Origin of the sequence: Oscillatoria sp. CS-180 (genome assembly GCF_028330965.1) — a bacterium.
Lineage (GTDB): Bacteria > Cyanobacteriota > Cyanobacteriia > Phormidesmidales > Phormidesmidaceae > Halomicronema.
Genome location: NZ_JAQMUB010000094.1, coordinates 62,632 through 77,738 on the forward strand (window position 1 = coordinate 62,632; position 15,107 = coordinate 77,738).

The 15,107-nt window shown below is 52.0% G+C and carries 19 protein-coding genes; 17 read left to right on the forward strand and 2 right to left on the reverse strand.

Annotation, left to right across the window (positions count from 1 at the left end):
* Positions 1 to 17 precede the first annotated feature (17 nt).
* The 17 genes from PN498_RS25890 to PN498_RS25970 all read left to right on the forward strand — a co-directional run bounded on the left by PN498_RS25890 (position 18) and on the right by PN498_RS25970 (position 12,757).
* Positions 18 to 359: a carbon dioxide-concentrating mechanism protein CcmK gene (locus tag PN498_RS25890; RefSeq protein WP_272066350.1), complete on the forward strand. Its 342-nt coding sequence runs from the start codon at positions 18 to 20 to the stop codon at positions 357 to 359.
* Between the two features lie 130 nt (positions 360 to 489).
* Positions 490 to 846 (forward strand): carbon dioxide-concentrating mechanism protein CcmK, encoded by a 357-nt coding sequence (locus PN498_RS25895; RefSeq protein WP_272066351.1) that lies wholly within the window; start codon positions 490 to 492, stop codon positions 844 to 846.
* A 137-nt stretch (positions 847 to 983) separates the two neighbouring features.
* Positions 984 to 2,054, forward strand: a complete 1,071-nt coding sequence (locus tag PN498_RS25900) for an ABC transporter ATP-binding protein (RefSeq protein ID WP_272066352.1) — start codon at positions 984 to 986, stop codon at positions 2,052 to 2,054.
* Between the two features lie 70 nt (positions 2,055 to 2,124).
* The gene (locus tag PN498_RS25905) at positions 2,125 to 2,790 is read left to right on the forward strand and encodes a Uma2 family endonuclease (RefSeq protein WP_272066353.1); all 666 of its coding nucleotides are present in this window, start codon (positions 2,125 to 2,127) and stop codon (positions 2,788 to 2,790) included.
* Positions 2,791 to 2,921: 131 nt separating this feature from the next.
* Positions 2,922 to 5,672, forward strand: a complete 2,751-nt coding sequence (locus PN498_RS25910; RefSeq protein ID WP_272066354.1) for a class I SAM-dependent DNA methyltransferase — start codon at positions 2,922 to 2,924, stop codon at positions 5,670 to 5,672.
* A gap of 49 nt (positions 5,673 to 5,721) precedes the next feature.
* Positions 5,722 to 5,997, forward strand: a complete 276-nt coding sequence (locus PN498_RS25915) for a hypothetical protein (RefSeq protein WP_272066355.1) — start codon at positions 5,722 to 5,724, stop codon at positions 5,995 to 5,997.
* Positions 5,994 to 6,407: a type II toxin-antitoxin system VapC family toxin gene (locus PN498_RS25920; protein WP_272066356.1), complete on the forward strand. Its 414-nt coding sequence runs from the start codon at positions 5,994 to 5,996 to the stop codon at positions 6,405 to 6,407. Before PN498_RS25915 ends, PN498_RS25920 begins: the two co-directional genes overlap by 4 nt.
* Positions 6,382 to 6,522, forward strand: coding sequence for a hypothetical protein (locus PN498_RS25925; protein WP_272066357.1), 141 nt, complete (start codon positions 6,382 to 6,384; stop codon positions 6,520 to 6,522). Before PN498_RS25920 ends, PN498_RS25925 begins: the two co-directional genes overlap by 26 nt.
* 48 nt (positions 6,523 to 6,570) lie before the next feature.
* Positions 6,571 to 6,870 carry a DUF4258 domain-containing protein gene (locus PN498_RS25930; RefSeq protein WP_272066392.1) on the forward strand — a complete coding sequence of 100 codons (300 nt, stop codon included), beginning with the start codon at positions 6,571 to 6,573 and terminating at the stop codon, positions 6,868 to 6,870.
* On the forward strand, positions 6,860 to 7,057 hold the full coding sequence (locus tag PN498_RS25935; RefSeq protein WP_272066358.1) for a YgiT-type zinc finger protein: 198 nt from the start codon (positions 6,860 to 6,862) through the stop codon (positions 7,055 to 7,057). The genes PN498_RS25930 and PN498_RS25935 overlap by 11 nt, the downstream gene beginning before the upstream one ends.
* Positions 7,058 to 7,168: 111 nt before the next feature.
* Positions 7,169 to 7,420 carry a UPF0175 family protein gene (locus tag PN498_RS25940; RefSeq protein ID WP_272066359.1) on the forward strand — a complete coding sequence of 84 codons (252 nt, stop codon included), beginning with the start codon at positions 7,169 to 7,171 and terminating at the stop codon, positions 7,418 to 7,420.
* Positions 7,413 to 7,898, forward strand: a complete 486-nt coding sequence (locus PN498_RS25945; RefSeq protein WP_272066360.1) for a DUF3368 domain-containing protein — start codon at positions 7,413 to 7,415, stop codon at positions 7,896 to 7,898. Before PN498_RS25940 ends, PN498_RS25945 begins: the two co-directional genes overlap by 8 nt.
* A gap of 68 nt (positions 7,899 to 7,966) precedes the next feature.
* Positions 7,967 to 8,209 (forward strand): DUF2281 domain-containing protein, encoded by a 243-nt coding sequence (locus PN498_RS25950; protein ID WP_272066361.1) that lies wholly within the window; start codon positions 7,967 to 7,969, stop codon positions 8,207 to 8,209.
* A gap of 8 nt (positions 8,210 to 8,217) precedes the next feature.
* Entirely contained in the window at positions 8,218 to 8,610 is a 393-nt protein-coding gene (locus tag PN498_RS25955) for a type II toxin-antitoxin system VapC family toxin (RefSeq protein WP_272066362.1), read from the forward strand.
* 85 nt (positions 8,611 to 8,695) lie between these two features.
* The gene (locus PN498_RS25960; protein WP_272066363.1) at positions 8,696 to 10,771 is read left to right on the forward strand and encodes a DEAD/DEAH box helicase; all 2,076 of its coding nucleotides are present in this window, start codon (positions 8,696 to 8,698) and stop codon (positions 10,769 to 10,771) included.
* Positions 10,764 to 11,969, forward strand: a complete 1,206-nt coding sequence (locus tag PN498_RS25965) for a GIY-YIG nuclease family protein (RefSeq protein ID WP_272066364.1) — start codon at positions 10,764 to 10,766, stop codon at positions 11,967 to 11,969. The genes PN498_RS25960 and PN498_RS25965 overlap by 8 nt, the downstream gene beginning before the upstream one ends.
* Before the next feature lie 179 nt (positions 11,970 to 12,148).
* The gene (locus PN498_RS25970; RefSeq protein ID WP_272066365.1) at positions 12,149 to 12,757 is read left to right on the forward strand and encodes a Uma2 family endonuclease; all 609 of its coding nucleotides are present in this window, start codon (positions 12,149 to 12,151) and stop codon (positions 12,755 to 12,757) included.
* A 222-nt stretch (positions 12,758 to 12,979) separates the two neighbouring features.
* Here PN498_RS25970 and PN498_RS25975 read toward each other — a convergent pair whose 3' ends face one another.
* Entirely contained in the window at positions 12,980 to 13,462 is a 483-nt protein-coding gene (locus PN498_RS25975) for a flavin reductase family protein (RefSeq protein ID WP_272066366.1), read from the reverse strand.
* Positions 13,463 to 13,610: 148 nt separating this feature from the next.
* Positions 13,611 to 15,011 carry an NAD-dependent malic enzyme gene (locus tag PN498_RS25980; RefSeq protein WP_272066367.1) on the reverse strand — a complete coding sequence of 467 codons (1,401 nt, stop codon included), beginning with the start codon at positions 15,009 to 15,011 and terminating at the stop codon, positions 13,611 to 13,613.
* Positions 15,012 to 15,107: the final 96 nt, after the last annotated feature.

Consider the following 15,107-nt stretch of genomic DNA (forward strand, 5'->3'; position numbering starts at 1 on the left):
TACCCACATTAGAAGCTATGCCGTTTGCTGTTGGGGTTATTGAAACTCAAGGATTTCCTGCTGTTTTGGCTGTTGCAGATGCCATGGTCAAAGCGGGTCGCGTAACCCTTGTGAAGTATGAGCGAGCTGAGAGTGGTAGGCAGTTTGTTGCGGTTCGTGGAGCTGTTTCGGAAGTGAAGCGAGCGGTTGAGGCCGGTCTGATTGCTGGCAATGACATGCCGAATGAGGGCACAGTAACAACTCACTACATTGTGCCGAACCCTCCTGAAAACCTGGAGGCGGTTCTGCCGATTTATTTCAGTGAAGAGTCTGAGGACTTTTGGCTAGAGGAAATGCGTGGTATTTTGCCAGGTCTATGATTCTGTAACTAAACATTGATTAACGTGAAGAATCTGTGGCTACGCAACAAAGCGTCCAAAGTAACCACTTCAGGGGTCTCTCGGCCTTACAATAAATTTGAATTCCTAATTCTATCTGAGGAGAACAGTAATGCCCCAGGCAGTTGGCTCACTTGAGACGAAAGGCTTTCCGCCTGTTTTAGCGGCAGCAGATGCAATGGTGAAGGCAGGTCGAGTGACTTTGGTCAACTATATTCGGGCTGGAAGTGCCCGTTTTGTCGTCAACATTCGCGGTGATGTGTCTGAGGTCAAGGCGGCGATGGAGGCAGGCGTTGCCGCAGCAGAAAATGCTCCGGGCGGTGTCTTGGAAACGTGGGTCATTATTCCTCGTCCCCACGAGAACGTAGTTTCAGTTCTACCTATCGAATATACTGACGATGTTTCTGCTTTCCGGCAGGCGGTTGAGCAGCCTGTTCTACCCGGATCTAACGGCGGTTCTAATCGATAGGTTACGACGGATCAATTGCTTCAAGCTTCCTGCCGCCGAGTGATGCCATCCACTCGGCGGTTATTCGATGGCGTTATATCCTAGAGTTTATTAGTTCTCATTTTCAATAGCAGCTTCACCGCTAGCCAGCTTACTCTATGAACTCATCGGCTATCCTCGAACTGATTTCGCTGACCAAGCAATTTGAAAATCAGCCTCTTCCTGCTGTGAATCAGGTCAGTCTGACGTTACGACAGGGTGAACTGCTAGGACTTTTAGGTCCTTCCGGCTGCGGCAAGACAACTTTGTTGCGGCTTATTGCCGGGTTTGAACGCCCCCAATCCGGAAGCATTGAGCTAGCGGGGAGAACTGTTTGCGGAACTGGGACGTGGATACCCCCTGAGCGGCGAGATGTGGGCGTTGTGTTTCAGGACTATGCGCTATTTCCCCATCTTTGCGTATTGGATAACGTTGCTTTTGGTCTGAAAAGTTTGGCTCGCCGTGGCAAGTTAGCCAATCCTCAAATTCGGGAAGAAGCTGAACGGGCGATCGCCCTTGTTGGCCTATCTGGCTTTGAAAAACGCTTTCCTCATCAGCTGTCGGGTGGGCAGCAGCAGCGGGTAGCCCTTGCCCGCGCGATCGCCCCTCGACCATCTCTGATTTTGCTGGATGAACCGTTCAGCAATCTGGATGTCCAGGTACGGCTCTACCTGCGTCAGGAGGTCCGTGACATTCTTAAAAGCGTTGGGGCCTCTGGAGTCTTTGTGACTCACGATCAGGAAGAGGCGCTCTCTATTTCAGATTGTCTGGCAGTGATGCGACAAGGAACGGTAGAGCAGTTTGGAACACCGGAAGCGATTTATCGCCAGCCAGCATCTCGCTTTGTGGCTGGGTTTGTCACTCAGGCCAATTTTCTGCAAGCCCAGCGGGAGGGTAGCGTTTGGAAAACCCTTCTCGGTGCTTTTCCTGCCAACAATCACGCTTCGAATAGCAACCTTGGGGAACTGATGATTCGGCAAGAGGAGCTCATGCTGCACCCTGATGCGGCGGGTGAGTTAGTCGTGCGCGATCGCCAGTTTTTGGGTCGGGAGTACCGCTATACTCTCACCACTGCAACCGGAGAACTCCTCCACGCCCGTACCAACACCTGCGATCGTCTAGACATTGGGCAAACCGTTCATGGCAAAGTCGCTACCCAACACCCTCCCATCTTTCTAAAGGATTCATAGAGCAAAATTCACTGTGGGCTGTCTAGGGAAACAGGGTATACAATTGTACTGTTAATGGGGATGAGCTGTCATGGTTTCGCAACTCCGAACGTCCGACCCGCAACCGGATAACCATTCCATTGTTTATCCGGATAGCGATGGTCAGCCAATGTCGGACAACACTAAACAGTTTCGCTGGATTGTGCTGATTCAGCAGAACTTGGAAGCTTGGTTTGCCGATGTAGCAGACGTGTTTGTCGCTGGAGATTTACTGTGGTATCCCGTTGAAGGCGAACCCAAAATTCGGCAGGCCCCTGATGCAATGGTTGTTTTTGGCAGATCCAAAGGCGATCGCGGCTCATACAAACAGTGGCTCGAAGACGATATTGCCCCGCAAGTGGTCTTTGAAGTGCGATCGCCCGGCAATACCCAAACTGAGCTAGACAAAAAACTTGTGTTTTATGATCGCTACGGCGTCGAAGAATACTATCTCTACGACCCTGATCGGAATGATTTGAGCGGATGGTTAAGGGAAGAGCGTCTAACCCCTATTGACTCGATGACTAACTGGGTAAGCCCCCGCCTTGAGATTCGATTTGATTGGCAGGATAATGACCTGACGCTCTATCTGCCGAACGGTGTGGCTTTCACCACCCTAGAACAGGAACGACAGCGGGCAGAAGCAGCCGAACTGCGAGCTGCTCAATTAGCTGAGCGACTGCGAGCAATGGGAATCGATCCCGATCAATTGCAATAACAGCCTATGCTTAAGTTGGGACACCGATAACCGACGATCGCTTTTCACTCAATACATTAGTTGCCGTTAATTTCCTCCTACTCACTATCATTGAGAACAGTTGTTTGCGTCTTGCCCTGGCCTAGCCCCTGATGAACGCCGTCGAGATCGAAGAAGCCGTTTCCCAGCTCGCCACAGCGCCCTTTGACCCAGAGGAGTTTCCCTTTGCTTTCCTCGAAGCTTTTGGCAATAAGAAAACGACCATTAAGCGGCTGAGGAGCAAGAAAAGTAGCTCCAATCAGTCAGACTTGGGCGGGGTGCTTCAGCGCAGCAACATTCATATCAAGGTATGTGCGGAGGGAGAGGTGGCGGACACGCTGACGGCATTACAGGAGAGTCCGGCGACCACGAAACAGAAGGCGAAATTCATTCTAGCGACGGACGGCCACGACCTCCAGGCGGAGAACCTGATCGATGGCGAAACTATTGCCTGCGACTACCCCGACTTCCATGACCACTTCGGCTTTTTCCTGCCGCTGGCGGGCATCACGACGGTTAAGCAGATTCGGGAAAATGCCTTTGACATCAAGGCGACAGGTCGCCTCAATCGCTTGTATGTGGAGCTGCTGAAGCAGAATCCCGACTGGGACACGGCAGAGCGCCGCCCGGAGATGAACCACTTCATGGCGCGGCTGATCTTCTGCTTTTTTGCGGAAGACACGAATATCTTCCACAGCGATGGTCTATTTACCCAGACCGTGCAGCAGATGAGTGCCAGCGATTCCTCGAATACCCATGAGGTGCTAGCGGAAATCTTTCGGGCGATGGCGACGCTGTTGGCAGAGCGAGAGGCGGCAGGCATTCGCAACTGGGCCAATCAGTTTCCCTATGCCAATGGGGGGCTGTTTTCCGCCAATGAGAGCGGACAGATAGAGGTACCGTGCTTTAGCCGCATTGCGCGATCGTACTTACTGCATGTGGGCAATCTGGACTGGACGAAGATCAACCCCGACATCTTCGGCTCGATGATTCAGGCGGTGGCGGATGACGAGGAGCGGGGAGCGCTGGGGATGCATTACACCAGCGTGCCGAACATCCTGAAGGTGCTGAATCCGCTGTTTTTGGATGACCTACGCGACCAGCTAGAGGCAGCAGGTGACAACCCCCGCAAGCTGCTGAACCTGCGGAAACGGATGGCGCGGATTCGGGTGTTTGACCCAGCCTGTGGGTCGGGAAATTTTTTGGTAATTGCCTATAAGGAGATGCGGGCGATCGAAGCGGAAATCAACCAGCGCCGGGGAGAACCGGATCTCAAGTCAGAGATACCGCTGACGAATTTTCGGGGCATCGAAATCCGACACTTTTCCTGTGAGGTGGCGCGGCTGGCGCTGATTATTGCGGAGTATCAGTGTGATGTGCTGTACCGGGGGCAACGGCTAGCGCTGGCGGAGTTTTTGCCGCTGAAGGATGATAACTGGATTACCTGTGGGAATGCGTTGCGGTTGGACTGGTTAAGTATTTGCCCGCCGACAGGGACGGGGGTGAAGGTTCAGGGCGAGGATTTGTTTAGCACCGTGAATGATCAAGCTGAAATTGAGTTTGAGAATGAAGAGGGAGAGACATTCATATGTGGAAATCCGCCATACTTGGGAGGTAAAGGTCAGTCAGCGGCTCAAAAGCAGGAATTATCAGATGCATTTAAATCCAAGAAGAAGATTGGAGAACTCGATTATGTGACTGGATGGTTACGAAAAGGAGCAGAATATGCGGTCATAGGCGGTGCTCGCGTTGCTTTTGTAGCAACAAATTCGGTAAACCAGAGAGCACAAGTACATCAGCTATGGCCTCGGATTTTCGAGCTGGGTGTCGAAATATGTTTTGCTCATCGAGACTTCAAATGGAGTAATAATGCCGCCAGGAATGCCGCTGTAATTTCCTCTATAATTGGACTTCAAAAAAGAGGGAGCCAAACCAAGCAACTCTTTGCCGAAAATCTTGTTCAAGAAGTTGGATGCATCGGCCCATATTTGATTCCAGGAACTGAAAGTATTGTAAATCAGTCACTTTCACCAATTTCAGCACTCAAACCAATGATCACTGGCAATAGTCCCTATGATGGAGGAAATTTAATACTTTCCAATCAAGAAAGATTAGACATAATACAACGATATCCCAATTCAAAAGACGTTGTGAAAAAGCTGTACGGCGCTAGAGATTATCTTAGTGGAGAGCAGCGATATTGTCTTTGGATTGATGATGAAAAATTACCTGTCGCAGAAGAAATACCAGAAATTCGCCAAAAAATAGAAAAGGTCTTGGAATTTAGGTCTTCCGGTGGAGAAGTTGCAAGAGGATTAACCAACTGCCCGTATAAATTTCGTTATACACATCAAGCTAAAAAGCATTTGATTATTGCTCCAAGAGTTTCATCAGAACGTAGAGCATATATTCCTTTTGGACTGCTTTCTGAAGAGTGTATTGTAAGCGACTCAGCCCAAGCCATATACGATGCTGAACTCTGGCATTTAGCACTTTTACTGAGTCTTATACACATGGCTTGGGTGCGTGTCGTGGCGGGTAAGTTAAAGACGGATTTACGATACTCATCGGCTCTTTGCTACAACACCTTCCCCGTCCCCAAACTCACCGATCGCAACAAAGCCGACCTCACCCGCTGCGCTGAGGAGATCCTGCTGGCGCGGGAACACTACTTCCCAGCGACCATTGCTGATATGTACGACCCGACCCGCATGGATACCGAGTTCCCCCGCGTCCGCGCCGCCCACGATCGCAACGACGAAGTGCTAGAGCGCATCTACATCGGTCGCCGCTTCAAAAACGACACGGAGCGGTTGGAGAAGCTGTTTGATTTGTATACCAAAATGACCAGTAAAGGAGATTAAGGTGAGGAGAATGTCGCGAATGTCGCATTAATCAGTAGGAGTCTGAGTTATGGCTGAAACAACCGTAGAACGGCAAAATCTGGTTGAGGCTATCAACGCCCTGCCAGACGATGCTCTCGTCGAACTCGCCAGTTTCCTCGATTACTTACATTACAAAACCATCCAGCGCCAGGTCACCGAACCAACTCAGCAAAACTTTCTTTTGACGGTTGCAGGCCTAGGCAACTCTGGACAAGCCAATGTATCAGACACTGATGAGGAGATTCTACGCAATGAAATAGATCCAATTTATGGCTGGGGCAGCCAATCAAAAGGTCAGCCATGACGGCAATCCTCGACACCAGCTTTTTGTTTGCGCTCACCGATCAGAGTGATCGTAACCATCAGCGTGTTCTCGCGATCGCCCAAAACACCGACGAACGGCTTGTGCTTCCCATCGTCGTCCTACCCGAAATTTGTTACCTCATCGCTTCCAGGCTGGGACATGCTGCCATGCGTCGCTTTGTAGCCAGCATGCCCCCCAACGCCTTGCAAATAGAATCGTTGCTGCCAGAAGATTGGAGCCGAATAGACCAAATTCTGGCAGCTTATGCGGATAATCAACTTGATTTTACCGACGCGGCGATCGTCACAATCGCAGAGCGATTGATGATCACCCGTGTTTACACCCTTGATCGTCGAGACTTTTCAGTGATCCGTCCTAAACACTGTGACTACTTCGATATATTCCCTTGAATGCGATCGCAACGACGAAGTGCTAGAGCGCATTGACAGCGATCGCCGGTTCAAAAACGACACGGAGCGGTTGGAAAAGCTGTTTGAGCTGTATACGAAGATGACTGCGTCATAATTTATCCAGTAATGTCCCCGCTCATCACAGAGATCCGCCAGAAAATAAATTGCCAATGATGAATTTGAGTTCTCCAAACATGCCCTCGATCAATCAATCTTGCGGCGCATCCGAGTTCAAGAGATTCGAGAAGTCATTGCCAATGGTCAAATCATTGAGGATTACCCAGACGATAAATATGGCCCCAGTTGCTTAATTCTGGGTCTTACAGCCGCACAGCGCCCGATCCATATCCAGTGCAGCTACCCAACCCGTCCGCTGATCAAAATCATCACCCTGTACGAACCGGATCCCCAGCGATGGAATGACCAATTTACTCAAAGGAAACCCTCTAACCATGACAACTGATTGGCAAGAACCCCTGATTGAAAAACAAGTCTCTTACACGCTCAACCTAAACGGTCAGTTAATTCTCATTGAGAATGTGCCAGCCCGTGTCAATGAAGAAACCGGTGAGCAGCTCTTCTCACCAGCAACGGTAGAGCGCTTGCAACAAACTATTTTGGACAGTCAAGAACCGGATCACTTTATTTAGGTACCGGTTTACAACTACTCAGAGAATGTCGCCTGACGGTAGCGTGAACAACCAGACTGGTCAAACGCCTCAAGTAGCGTAATAACCCATATCGTTATAGGAGCTAATCCCATGATTCAAATTCAACTCAACCTTCCCGAAAGTGCCTTCTCTGCCCTCCGCAGCGGCCCCGACGAATTTGCTCAAGAACTCCTGATTGCCGCCGTCGTCAAGTGGTACGAGGTCGGCATGATTTCCCAATCCAAAGCTGCCGAAATTGCAGGCATCAGCCGTCAAGCCTTTCTGCAAGCACTGAATCGCTTTGAAGTTTCCCCCTTCCAGACCACCCCCGAAGAACTGATAGAGGAAGTCAGCCGTGGTTAGACGTTGGGTGGTGAATGCCTCGCCCATCATTAGCCTCACCAAAATTGACCGCATTCATTTACTGAGTGAACTCTGTGATCAGGTGGTCATTCCTCAGGGTGTCGCGGATGAAATCAACCTAGGAGGATACGCCGATAGTGCCGTAACGTGGCTCCAGCAAGCCGGTCAAGAATTCATCAAAGCCATTCCAGAACTTGACTCCAGGGTTGCTAGTTGGGATCTGGGGTTGGGAGAAAGCCAGGTACTCTCTTGGGCCATCAGCCATACTGGCTATGAAGCGATTATTGATGATTTAGCTGCCCGGAAAGCCGCCAAGATTCTCCAGATCCCCGTCCGGGGGACTTTAGCGGTCATCATTCTGGCTAAGCAGATGGGGCGTATCGCATCGGCCAAGCAAGACTTAGAAAACCTCGTTCAGGTCGGTTTACGCATTAGCCCTGCTGTGCTGGCGCAGGCCATTGCCCTGGCTGGTGAGTAAACCCACCATACCGGCATAAACACAACTAATGTCCTCACCAGCGCCATGACCTCTACCTCGCTAAACCGATGACCGCCGCCGAAAGACTCTATCAACTCATCCAAACCCTGCCCGAAGAGCAGATCACCGAAGTCCTGCACTTCGCTGAATTTCTGCACCAGAAACAACTCACCACCGTCGCCCCTGCCCAAGCCATTCCCCCCGGCACCCTCACCGGACTGCGCGGCATTGCCAAACAGCCTGGTGACGCTCCCAGCGACGAAGAGTTGCAAGCCGACTACACCGACTATCTCACGCAGAAATATCAGTAAATCGCCCCGTGAACATCCTCATCGATACCTATATTGTCCTCGATTTACTCCTAGAGCGGAAACCCTATGTCGAGAGTGCAACTGCCATCTTTGATCACATTGAGCGCGGCACCTTGACCGGATACATCGCAGCAACCACCATCACCAATATCTTTTATATCCTCCGCAAAGCCAAAGGGCGTGATGTGGCCCTGGCGTCCATTCAGCGGTTACTCATCGGTCTGCAATTATGTGCCGTCGATCGCCAAACCGTTGAAACAGCCCTCAATCTGGGCCTCACAGGCTTTTATGTGCCGTCGATCGCCAAACCGTTGAAACAGCCCTCAATCTGGGCCTCACAGGCTTTGAAGACGGCATCCAACTTGCCTGTGCCAGCCTGGCGCAGCTCGATGCGATCGTGACCCGAGATCGCGCTGATTTTGCCGACAGTTCCCTCCCTGTTTACTCCCCTGCCGACTTGTTAGACCAACTCGCCTCCTTTGACCCATGAGTAAACCCACCGCTGTCCCCTCCGTCTCCGTCACCTACGCCCAAGACGGCACCTCCACCAAATCCAATGAGCTGGGGATGCGCCCCATGCAGGAACGCGCCTACCAAAAGCGCGGCGAGCAATATCTGCTGATCAAATCGCCCCCTGCTTCTGGTAAAAGCCGGGCACTCATGTTCATTGCTTTGGACAAACTAGAGAACCAGGGCCTCCAGCAGGCCATCATCGTCGTCCCCGAAAAATCCATCGGCTCCAGCTTTCACAACGAACCCCTGAGCCAGTTCGGGTTTTGGGCCGATTGGGAGGTGGAACCGCGCTGGAACCTGTGCGATGCCCCCGGCACCGATGGCGGCAAAGTCGATGCTGTGCAGAAGTTTCTAGAGAGTGAGGCTAAAGCTCTGGTCTGCACCCACGCCACCTTTCGCTTTGCCGTCGAGAAATTTGGCATCGCCGCCTTCGACCAGCGCCTGATTGCCGTGGATGAGTTTCACCACGTTTCTGCCAACCCCGACAACAAGCTAGGCGATCACATCCGCCAGCTCATGACCCGCGACAAAACCCATATCGTCGCCATGACCGGCTCTTACTTTCGCGGCGATGCTGAAGCCGTACTGCACCCCGAAGATGAGGCCAAGTTCGACACCGTTACCTATACCTATTACGAACAGCTCAACGGCTACCAATACCTGAAGCAGCTCGACATCGGCTACTACTTTTACTCCGGCAGCTACACCGATGAAATCATGGCGGTGCTCAATCCTTACGAAAAGACCATCCTGCACATTCCCAACGTCAATTCCCGCGAGAGCACCAAAGACAAGATCCGCGAGGTCGAACACATCATCGATGAACTGGGAGAATGGCAGGGCGCTGACCCCGACACCGGCTTCCAGCTCGTGCAAACTGCCGACGGCACCGTGCTCAAGATTGCCGACCTGGTGGACGACGATCCCAACAAGCGGGACAAAGTCGCCACCGCCCTCAAAGACCCCGCCCAGAAAAACAACCGCGACCACGTCGATATCATCATTGCCCTGGGCATGGCCAAAGAAGGCTTTGACTGGATCTGGTGCGAACACGCCCTCACCGTTGGCTACCGCTCCAGCCTGACGGAGATTGTGCAGATCATCGGTCGCGCCACCCGCGACGCCCCCGGAAAAACCCGCGCCCGGTTCACTAACCTCATCGCTGAACCCGATGCCGCCAGTGAAGTGGTGACCGAGGCCGTGAATGACACTCTGAAAGCGATCGCCGCCAGCCTGCTGATGGAGCAAGTGCTCGCGCCCCGCTTCGAGTTCCGCCCCAAGCGCCGGGAGAATGAAGCCACAGAAGGGTTCGACTACGGGGAGGAAGGTTACAAACCCGATGACTGCAACGTCGGCATCAATACCGAGACCGGGCAGATCCAGATCGAGATCAAGGGCCTGACGGAGCCTCAGAGTGCCGAAGCCCAGCGCATTTGTCGCGACGATTTGAATGAACTGGTGACGGCCTTTGTGCAAGATACCTCCACCCTGGAGCAGGGCCTCTTCAACGAAGAAGTGGTGCCAGAAGAACTGACCCAGGTACGGATGGGCAAGATCATTCAAGAGAAATTCCCAGAGTTAGAGCAGGAAGACCAGGAAGCGGTGCGGCAACATGCGATCGCCGCCCTTAATCTCGTACAGCAGGGCAAAAAGGCGGTAAGCGAAGACAGCGGAACGTATACCACCAAACCCAGCGATGGCGAACCTACAAAAAACACGGCTCTGATCGATGGCGTCAAACAATTCGCGCTCTCGGTGACGGAACTGGACATGGATTTGATCGATAGCATCAATCCCTTTGGCGAAGCGTACGCTATCCTCGCTAAGACCATGAGCGAAGAACGGCTGCGGCAAGTGGCCGAGGTGATCGCCGCCAAGCGCGTTAGCCTATCGGTGGACGAAGCGCGAGAACTGGCCAAACGAGCCATGCGGTTCAAGCAGGAGAAAGGCCGACTGCCGTCCCTGACGGCTGCCGACCCGTGGGAAAAGCGCATGGCGGAGGGTATCGCCTTTTTGCAACGTAAGGTAAAAGAAGAGAACGATGGCTAAGGCGAAGCACACCACCGACGAAGATTTAGACCTGCTGGCCAAATTGGGCGTCGATACAGAGCCCACTCCTGTGGTTAAGCGATCGCCCCGCGAGGAACGCATCATCGCTGGATTTGAAGAAATCGAGCGCTTTGTCGAAGAACAGGGCCACTTGCCCCAGCATGGCGAAGAATGCGACATCTTTGAGCGGCTCTATGCCGTGCGCCTTGATCGCCTGCGGGAATCAGCAGAATGCCGAGAACTTCTGACTCCGCTGGATTCCCAGGGCCTGCTAGAAGCCATTGCTGAAACTTCACTGCCTTTGGACAAAGAACTGGATGATGAAGCGCTGCTGGCAGAACTCGGCATCGACGCCACTGCCGAGAATGACGTTACTCAGCTCACCCATGTGCGATCGCGCCAGGAAATCAAAGCCGCCGAGGAAATCGCCCAGCGCACCCCCTGCAAAGACTTCAAACAGTTCAAGTCCATCTTCCAGCAGGTGCAACAGGACTTAGACACCGGCGTTCGCCAAACCGTGAAGTACCAGGACAACGCAGCCATCAATCAGGGTGACCTCTTCGTTCTCGATGGGCAAAAGGTGCTGGTGGCCGACATGGGCGAGGAGTTCATCGCTGACTATGGCCGTCCCAATGCTGAGCTGCGGGTGATCTATGACAACGGCACGGAGAGTGATCTGCTGTTGCGATCTCTCCAGCGAGCGTTGAATAAAGACAAGACTAGCCGCCGCATCACCCGCCCCGAGAGCGAATATGGCCCCCTATTCGGGAATACAGCGGCAGAAGACGACGTGCAGACTGGCACCATCTACGTGCTAAGGAGTCTGTCCGACAATCCCTTCATTGCGGAACATCGCGAGATCATTCATAAGATTGGCGTCACCGGCGGCGATGTCAAAAAGCGAGTCGCCAATGCGAAAAAAGACCCCACCTACCTACTGGCAGATGTGGAGGTCGTCGCCGAATTCAAGCTGATGAACATCGACCGGAGGAAGCTGGAAAACCTACTCCATAAGCTTTTTGACCTAGCTCGATTAGACGTGGAGTTGCAAGATCGCTTCGGCATCTCCGTGAAGCCGAAAGAATGGTTCTTTGTGCCACTAGGTGCGATCAACGAGGCGGTCAGCAAAATCCAGGACGGCACTCTTGACCGGTTTCACTATGACCCGGAGACGGCAAAGCTGGTGCGATCGCAGTAACCATTAAGCAGAAGAGATGCATCACCCCGCAACTAACCCGCTTCTCTCTGCCGCTGGATGTTGCCAGACCGGTTCAGAGAGGATTTGTCACTATCCAAGTGGAATATTCAACCTAAGAAAGGCTAGGATCGAATCCTATTGGGCAAGGTGGGTGACCTCATCGGTGAGTAGCAAACGTAATGGTGCAAGCAATCTCACAATTTATGAGCTTTCATGAATTTCTGGACTGGAAACCAGAAACTGGGCGATACGAGCTTCACGATGGGGTCATTGTTGAGATGCAGCCAACTGGTCCTCATGAACAAGTCGTTGGCTTATTGAATCGCAAACTCAATGTCCTAATCGATCAGGAAGATTTGAACATCTTTATTCCTAACACGGCTTTAGTGCGGCCGTTAGGTACTGACACCGGCTACAAGCCAGATGTTTTAATGATTGACAAAACGGCTTTGGCTCAAGAATCGCTTTGGGAACAGGAGTCTGTTATCACCCTCGGTAGCTCAATCAGGCTAGTTGTAGAAGTCACCTCCACTAATTGGCCTGATGATTATGCCCGCAAGTTTGAAGACTATGAGGCAATGGGCATCGCCGAGTATTGGATCGTAGACTATCGAGGCTTAGGTGGACGTCGTTACATTGGTACCCCCAAACAACCAACGATTACGATTTGTCAGTTAATGAATGGTGTCTACAAGACTCAACTTTTTCATCGGGAAGCAGCGTTGATTTCACCGTCATTTCCCAATCTAAATCTGACGGCAGCGCAGCTTTTTGATGCCGGGGCGTAGTTTAACCCTGACTCTTTGCCCCGCCAAGGCTCATGTTGTTCCGATTCGCTACGCTACCAGGCAACCATTCCACGCTAGCATCAGGAGTAAAGTCTCAGTTTTTTCCCAGAGGATGGGTTAGAAAGACATTGCCTAGTCCGGATTTAAAACATTGTCTAATCGGTCACTGTCAGGGTATGCAAAGGGAGCATGTCCACTGTGGTCTTGAAGAACACAGAGATATTACCCGCCGTAGTTCCAACCGGTGCTTTCTAGCAGTAACGGATCGCCTTCTCGGTGAACAGATGCACCGACGACTTCACCGACGAAAACGGTATGATCGCCATGTTCAACGCTACCGACAACGCGGCACTCAACATAGCCCAGTGTGTCCTTAATGACAGGACAACCTGTTTCGGGAGCTTCGTAAAACTCGATATCTTCAAACTTGTTGCCGACCCGTCGCTGGGGCTTAAAGAAGTTTTGGGCCATGTCTTTTTGGCCTGCTTCTAAGACGCTTAGGGCAAATACGCCGCTTTGTTTCACCATTTCGTGAGAGCCAGAGTCATTTTTAATGCAGTTCACCACTAGGGGAGGCTGAAAGGATGCCTGCATGACCCAGCTAGCTGTAAACCCATTCATCTCATCGCCGTTGCGTACACCACAGACATAGAGACCGTGAGGAATCTTCCGCAATAGAGTTTTCTTGGCCTGTTCGTCTAGCATGGGGCATCTCCAATCATCTGTTTCATATTATCGAGGATGGGTAAGAGGTGGGTGGTTATGGAAAAGAGAACGTTTTGAATGTTGAGTTTTGAGTTTGCTCGTAGGCATCTCATTCAAATTCAAAACTAAGAACTTAAAATTTAAACTTTCATTTTACCTGGGATAGCGCAATGTCTTCTCTCCGGGCGGCTGCTTGAACCGCGGTGGCGACAGCGATCGCAACTCGCTTGTCAAAGACGGATGGAATGATGTGCTCAGGGGTGAGGGTGTCGGGGGGAATGAGGGCCGCGATCGCTTGAGCGGCTTCCAACAGCATGGGGGTTGTGATAGCTTGGGCACGACAGTCAAGGGCGCCCCGAAAGACGCCAGGAAAAGCGAGGACGTTGTTAATTTGGTTGGGGTAGTCGCTGCGGCCTGTGGCCATAACGGCGACGATGTCTGAAACGAGTTCGGGTTGAATTTCAGGAATGGGGTTCGCCATCGCTAGTACAATGGGCTGATCTGCCATTGATTTCACCATATCGACAGAGACAACACCAGGAGCGCTGACGCCCAGAAAGACATCGGCGGTTTTCATGGCCTCTGCAAGCTGGCCCGATTCCTCTACGGCAAACTGCTGTTTTTGGGGATTGAGATCTGTGCGATCGCGGGAAATGATGCCTTTTGAGTCGCACATGAGAATGGTTTGGACGCCTGCTTTTTTGAGGAGAAGGGCGATCGCGACACCTGCTGCACCCGCTCCGTTGATGACGATGCGAATCTTGTCGAACGATTTATTAACCAGCTTTAGAGCATTGGTGAGAGCCGCCAGGACGACAATAGCCGTTCCGTGCTGGTCATCGTGAAAGACTGGAATGTCAAGTTCTTGCTTGAGCCGCGCTTCGATTTCGAAACAGCGAGGAGCGCTAATATCTTCTAGATTGACGCCGCCAAAAACGGGGGCAATGTGTTTCACCGTTTCAACAATCTCGTCGGTGTCCTGGGTCGTCAAGCAAATCGGGAAGGCGTCGATCCCCGCAAATTCTTTGAACAGCAGGGCTTTACCTTCCATGACGGGTAAAGCGCCTTCCGGTCCCAAGTTGCCTAGTCCCAGCACCGCGCTGCCATCGGTGACGATCGCCACGGTGTTTTTCTTAATGGTCAAGTCATAAACGCGCTCGGGATGGGCGGCGATCTCCTTGCAGACTCGTCCCACGCCGGGCGTGTAGGCCATTGACAGATCATCCTGATTCGTGACTGCAATTCGGCTCGTGATCTCAATTTTGCCACCTTCGTGGAGTTGAAATGTTCGATCCTCTGCTTGCAAGACTTGAATGCCTTCCACGGCCTTGACCGCTGAGACAATTTCTGCGGCATGGTCACTGCTGCTGGCGTCCACTTGAATGTCGCGAATAACGGATGTGCGGGTACGTTCTAGCAGCTTGACGTCTGCTAAATTGCCTCCTGCTGCGGCGATCGCTTGGGTCACTTGGGCAAGCCTTCCCGTTTGATTGGGCAATTTGAGACAAAGCGTGAGACCGTAGCTAGCGTTGGGTGTCAGTTGAACCATGAGAATTCCTGAGGTGGACTAAGTTGAGCAGCTAGAAAGCGATTGATGACTGCACAGATCGTAAGAGAATGGTATTCCTGTTTGATATGAGGAAAC

Excerpts from the sequence above, each read along its gene's own strand:
- PN498_RS25890 (WP_272066350.1), top strand. The coding sequence starts at position 18 with ATGCCGTTTGCTGTTGGGGTTATTGAAACTCAAGGATTTCCTGCTGTT.
- PN498_RS25935 (WP_272066358.1), top strand. The coding sequence starts at position 6,860 with ATGACAACTGATTGGCAAGAACCCCTGATTGAAAAACAAGTCTCTTAC.
- PN498_RS25905 (WP_272066353.1), top strand. The coding sequence starts at position 2,125 with ATGGTTTCGCAACTCCGAACGTCCGACCCGCAACCGGATAACCATTCC.
- PN498_RS25940 (WP_272066359.1), top strand. The coding sequence starts at position 7,169 with ATGATTCAAATTCAACTCAACCTTCCCGAAAGTGCCTTCTCTGCCCTC.
- PN498_RS25915 (WP_272066355.1), top strand. The coding sequence starts at position 5,722 with ATGGCTGAAACAACCGTAGAACGGCAAAATCTGGTTGAGGCTATCAAC.
- PN498_RS25970 (WP_272066365.1), top strand. The coding sequence starts at position 12,149 with ATGGTGCAAGCAATCTCACAATTTATGAGCTTTCATGAATTTCTGGAC.
- PN498_RS25980 (WP_272066367.1), bottom strand. The coding sequence starts at position 15,011 with ATGGTTCAACTGACACCCAACGCTAGCTACGGTCTCACGCTTTGTCTC.
- PN498_RS25920 (WP_272066356.1), top strand. The coding sequence starts at position 5,994 with ATGACGGCAATCCTCGACACCAGCTTTTTGTTTGCGCTCACCGATCAG.
- PN498_RS25965 (WP_272066364.1), top strand. The coding sequence starts at position 10,764 with ATGGCTAAGGCGAAGCACACCACCGACGAAGATTTAGACCTGCTGGCC.
- PN498_RS25950 (WP_272066361.1), top strand. The coding sequence starts at position 7,967 with ATGACCGCCGCCGAAAGACTCTATCAACTCATCCAAACCCTGCCCGAA.
- PN498_RS25900 (WP_272066352.1), top strand. The coding sequence starts at position 984 with ATGAACTCATCGGCTATCCTCGAACTGATTTCGCTGACCAAGCAATTT.
- PN498_RS25895 (WP_272066351.1), top strand. The coding sequence starts at position 490 with ATGCCCCAGGCAGTTGGCTCACTTGAGACGAAAGGCTTTCCGCCTGTT.
- PN498_RS25910 (WP_272066354.1), top strand. The coding sequence starts at position 2,922 with ATGAACGCCGTCGAGATCGAAGAAGCCGTTTCCCAGCTCGCCACAGCG.
- PN498_RS25960 (WP_272066363.1), top strand. The coding sequence starts at position 8,696 with ATGAGTAAACCCACCGCTGTCCCCTCCGTCTCCGTCACCTACGCCCAA.
- PN498_RS25975 (WP_272066366.1), bottom strand. The coding sequence starts at position 13,462 with ATGCTAGACGAACAGGCCAAGAAAACTCTATTGCGGAAGATTCCTCAC.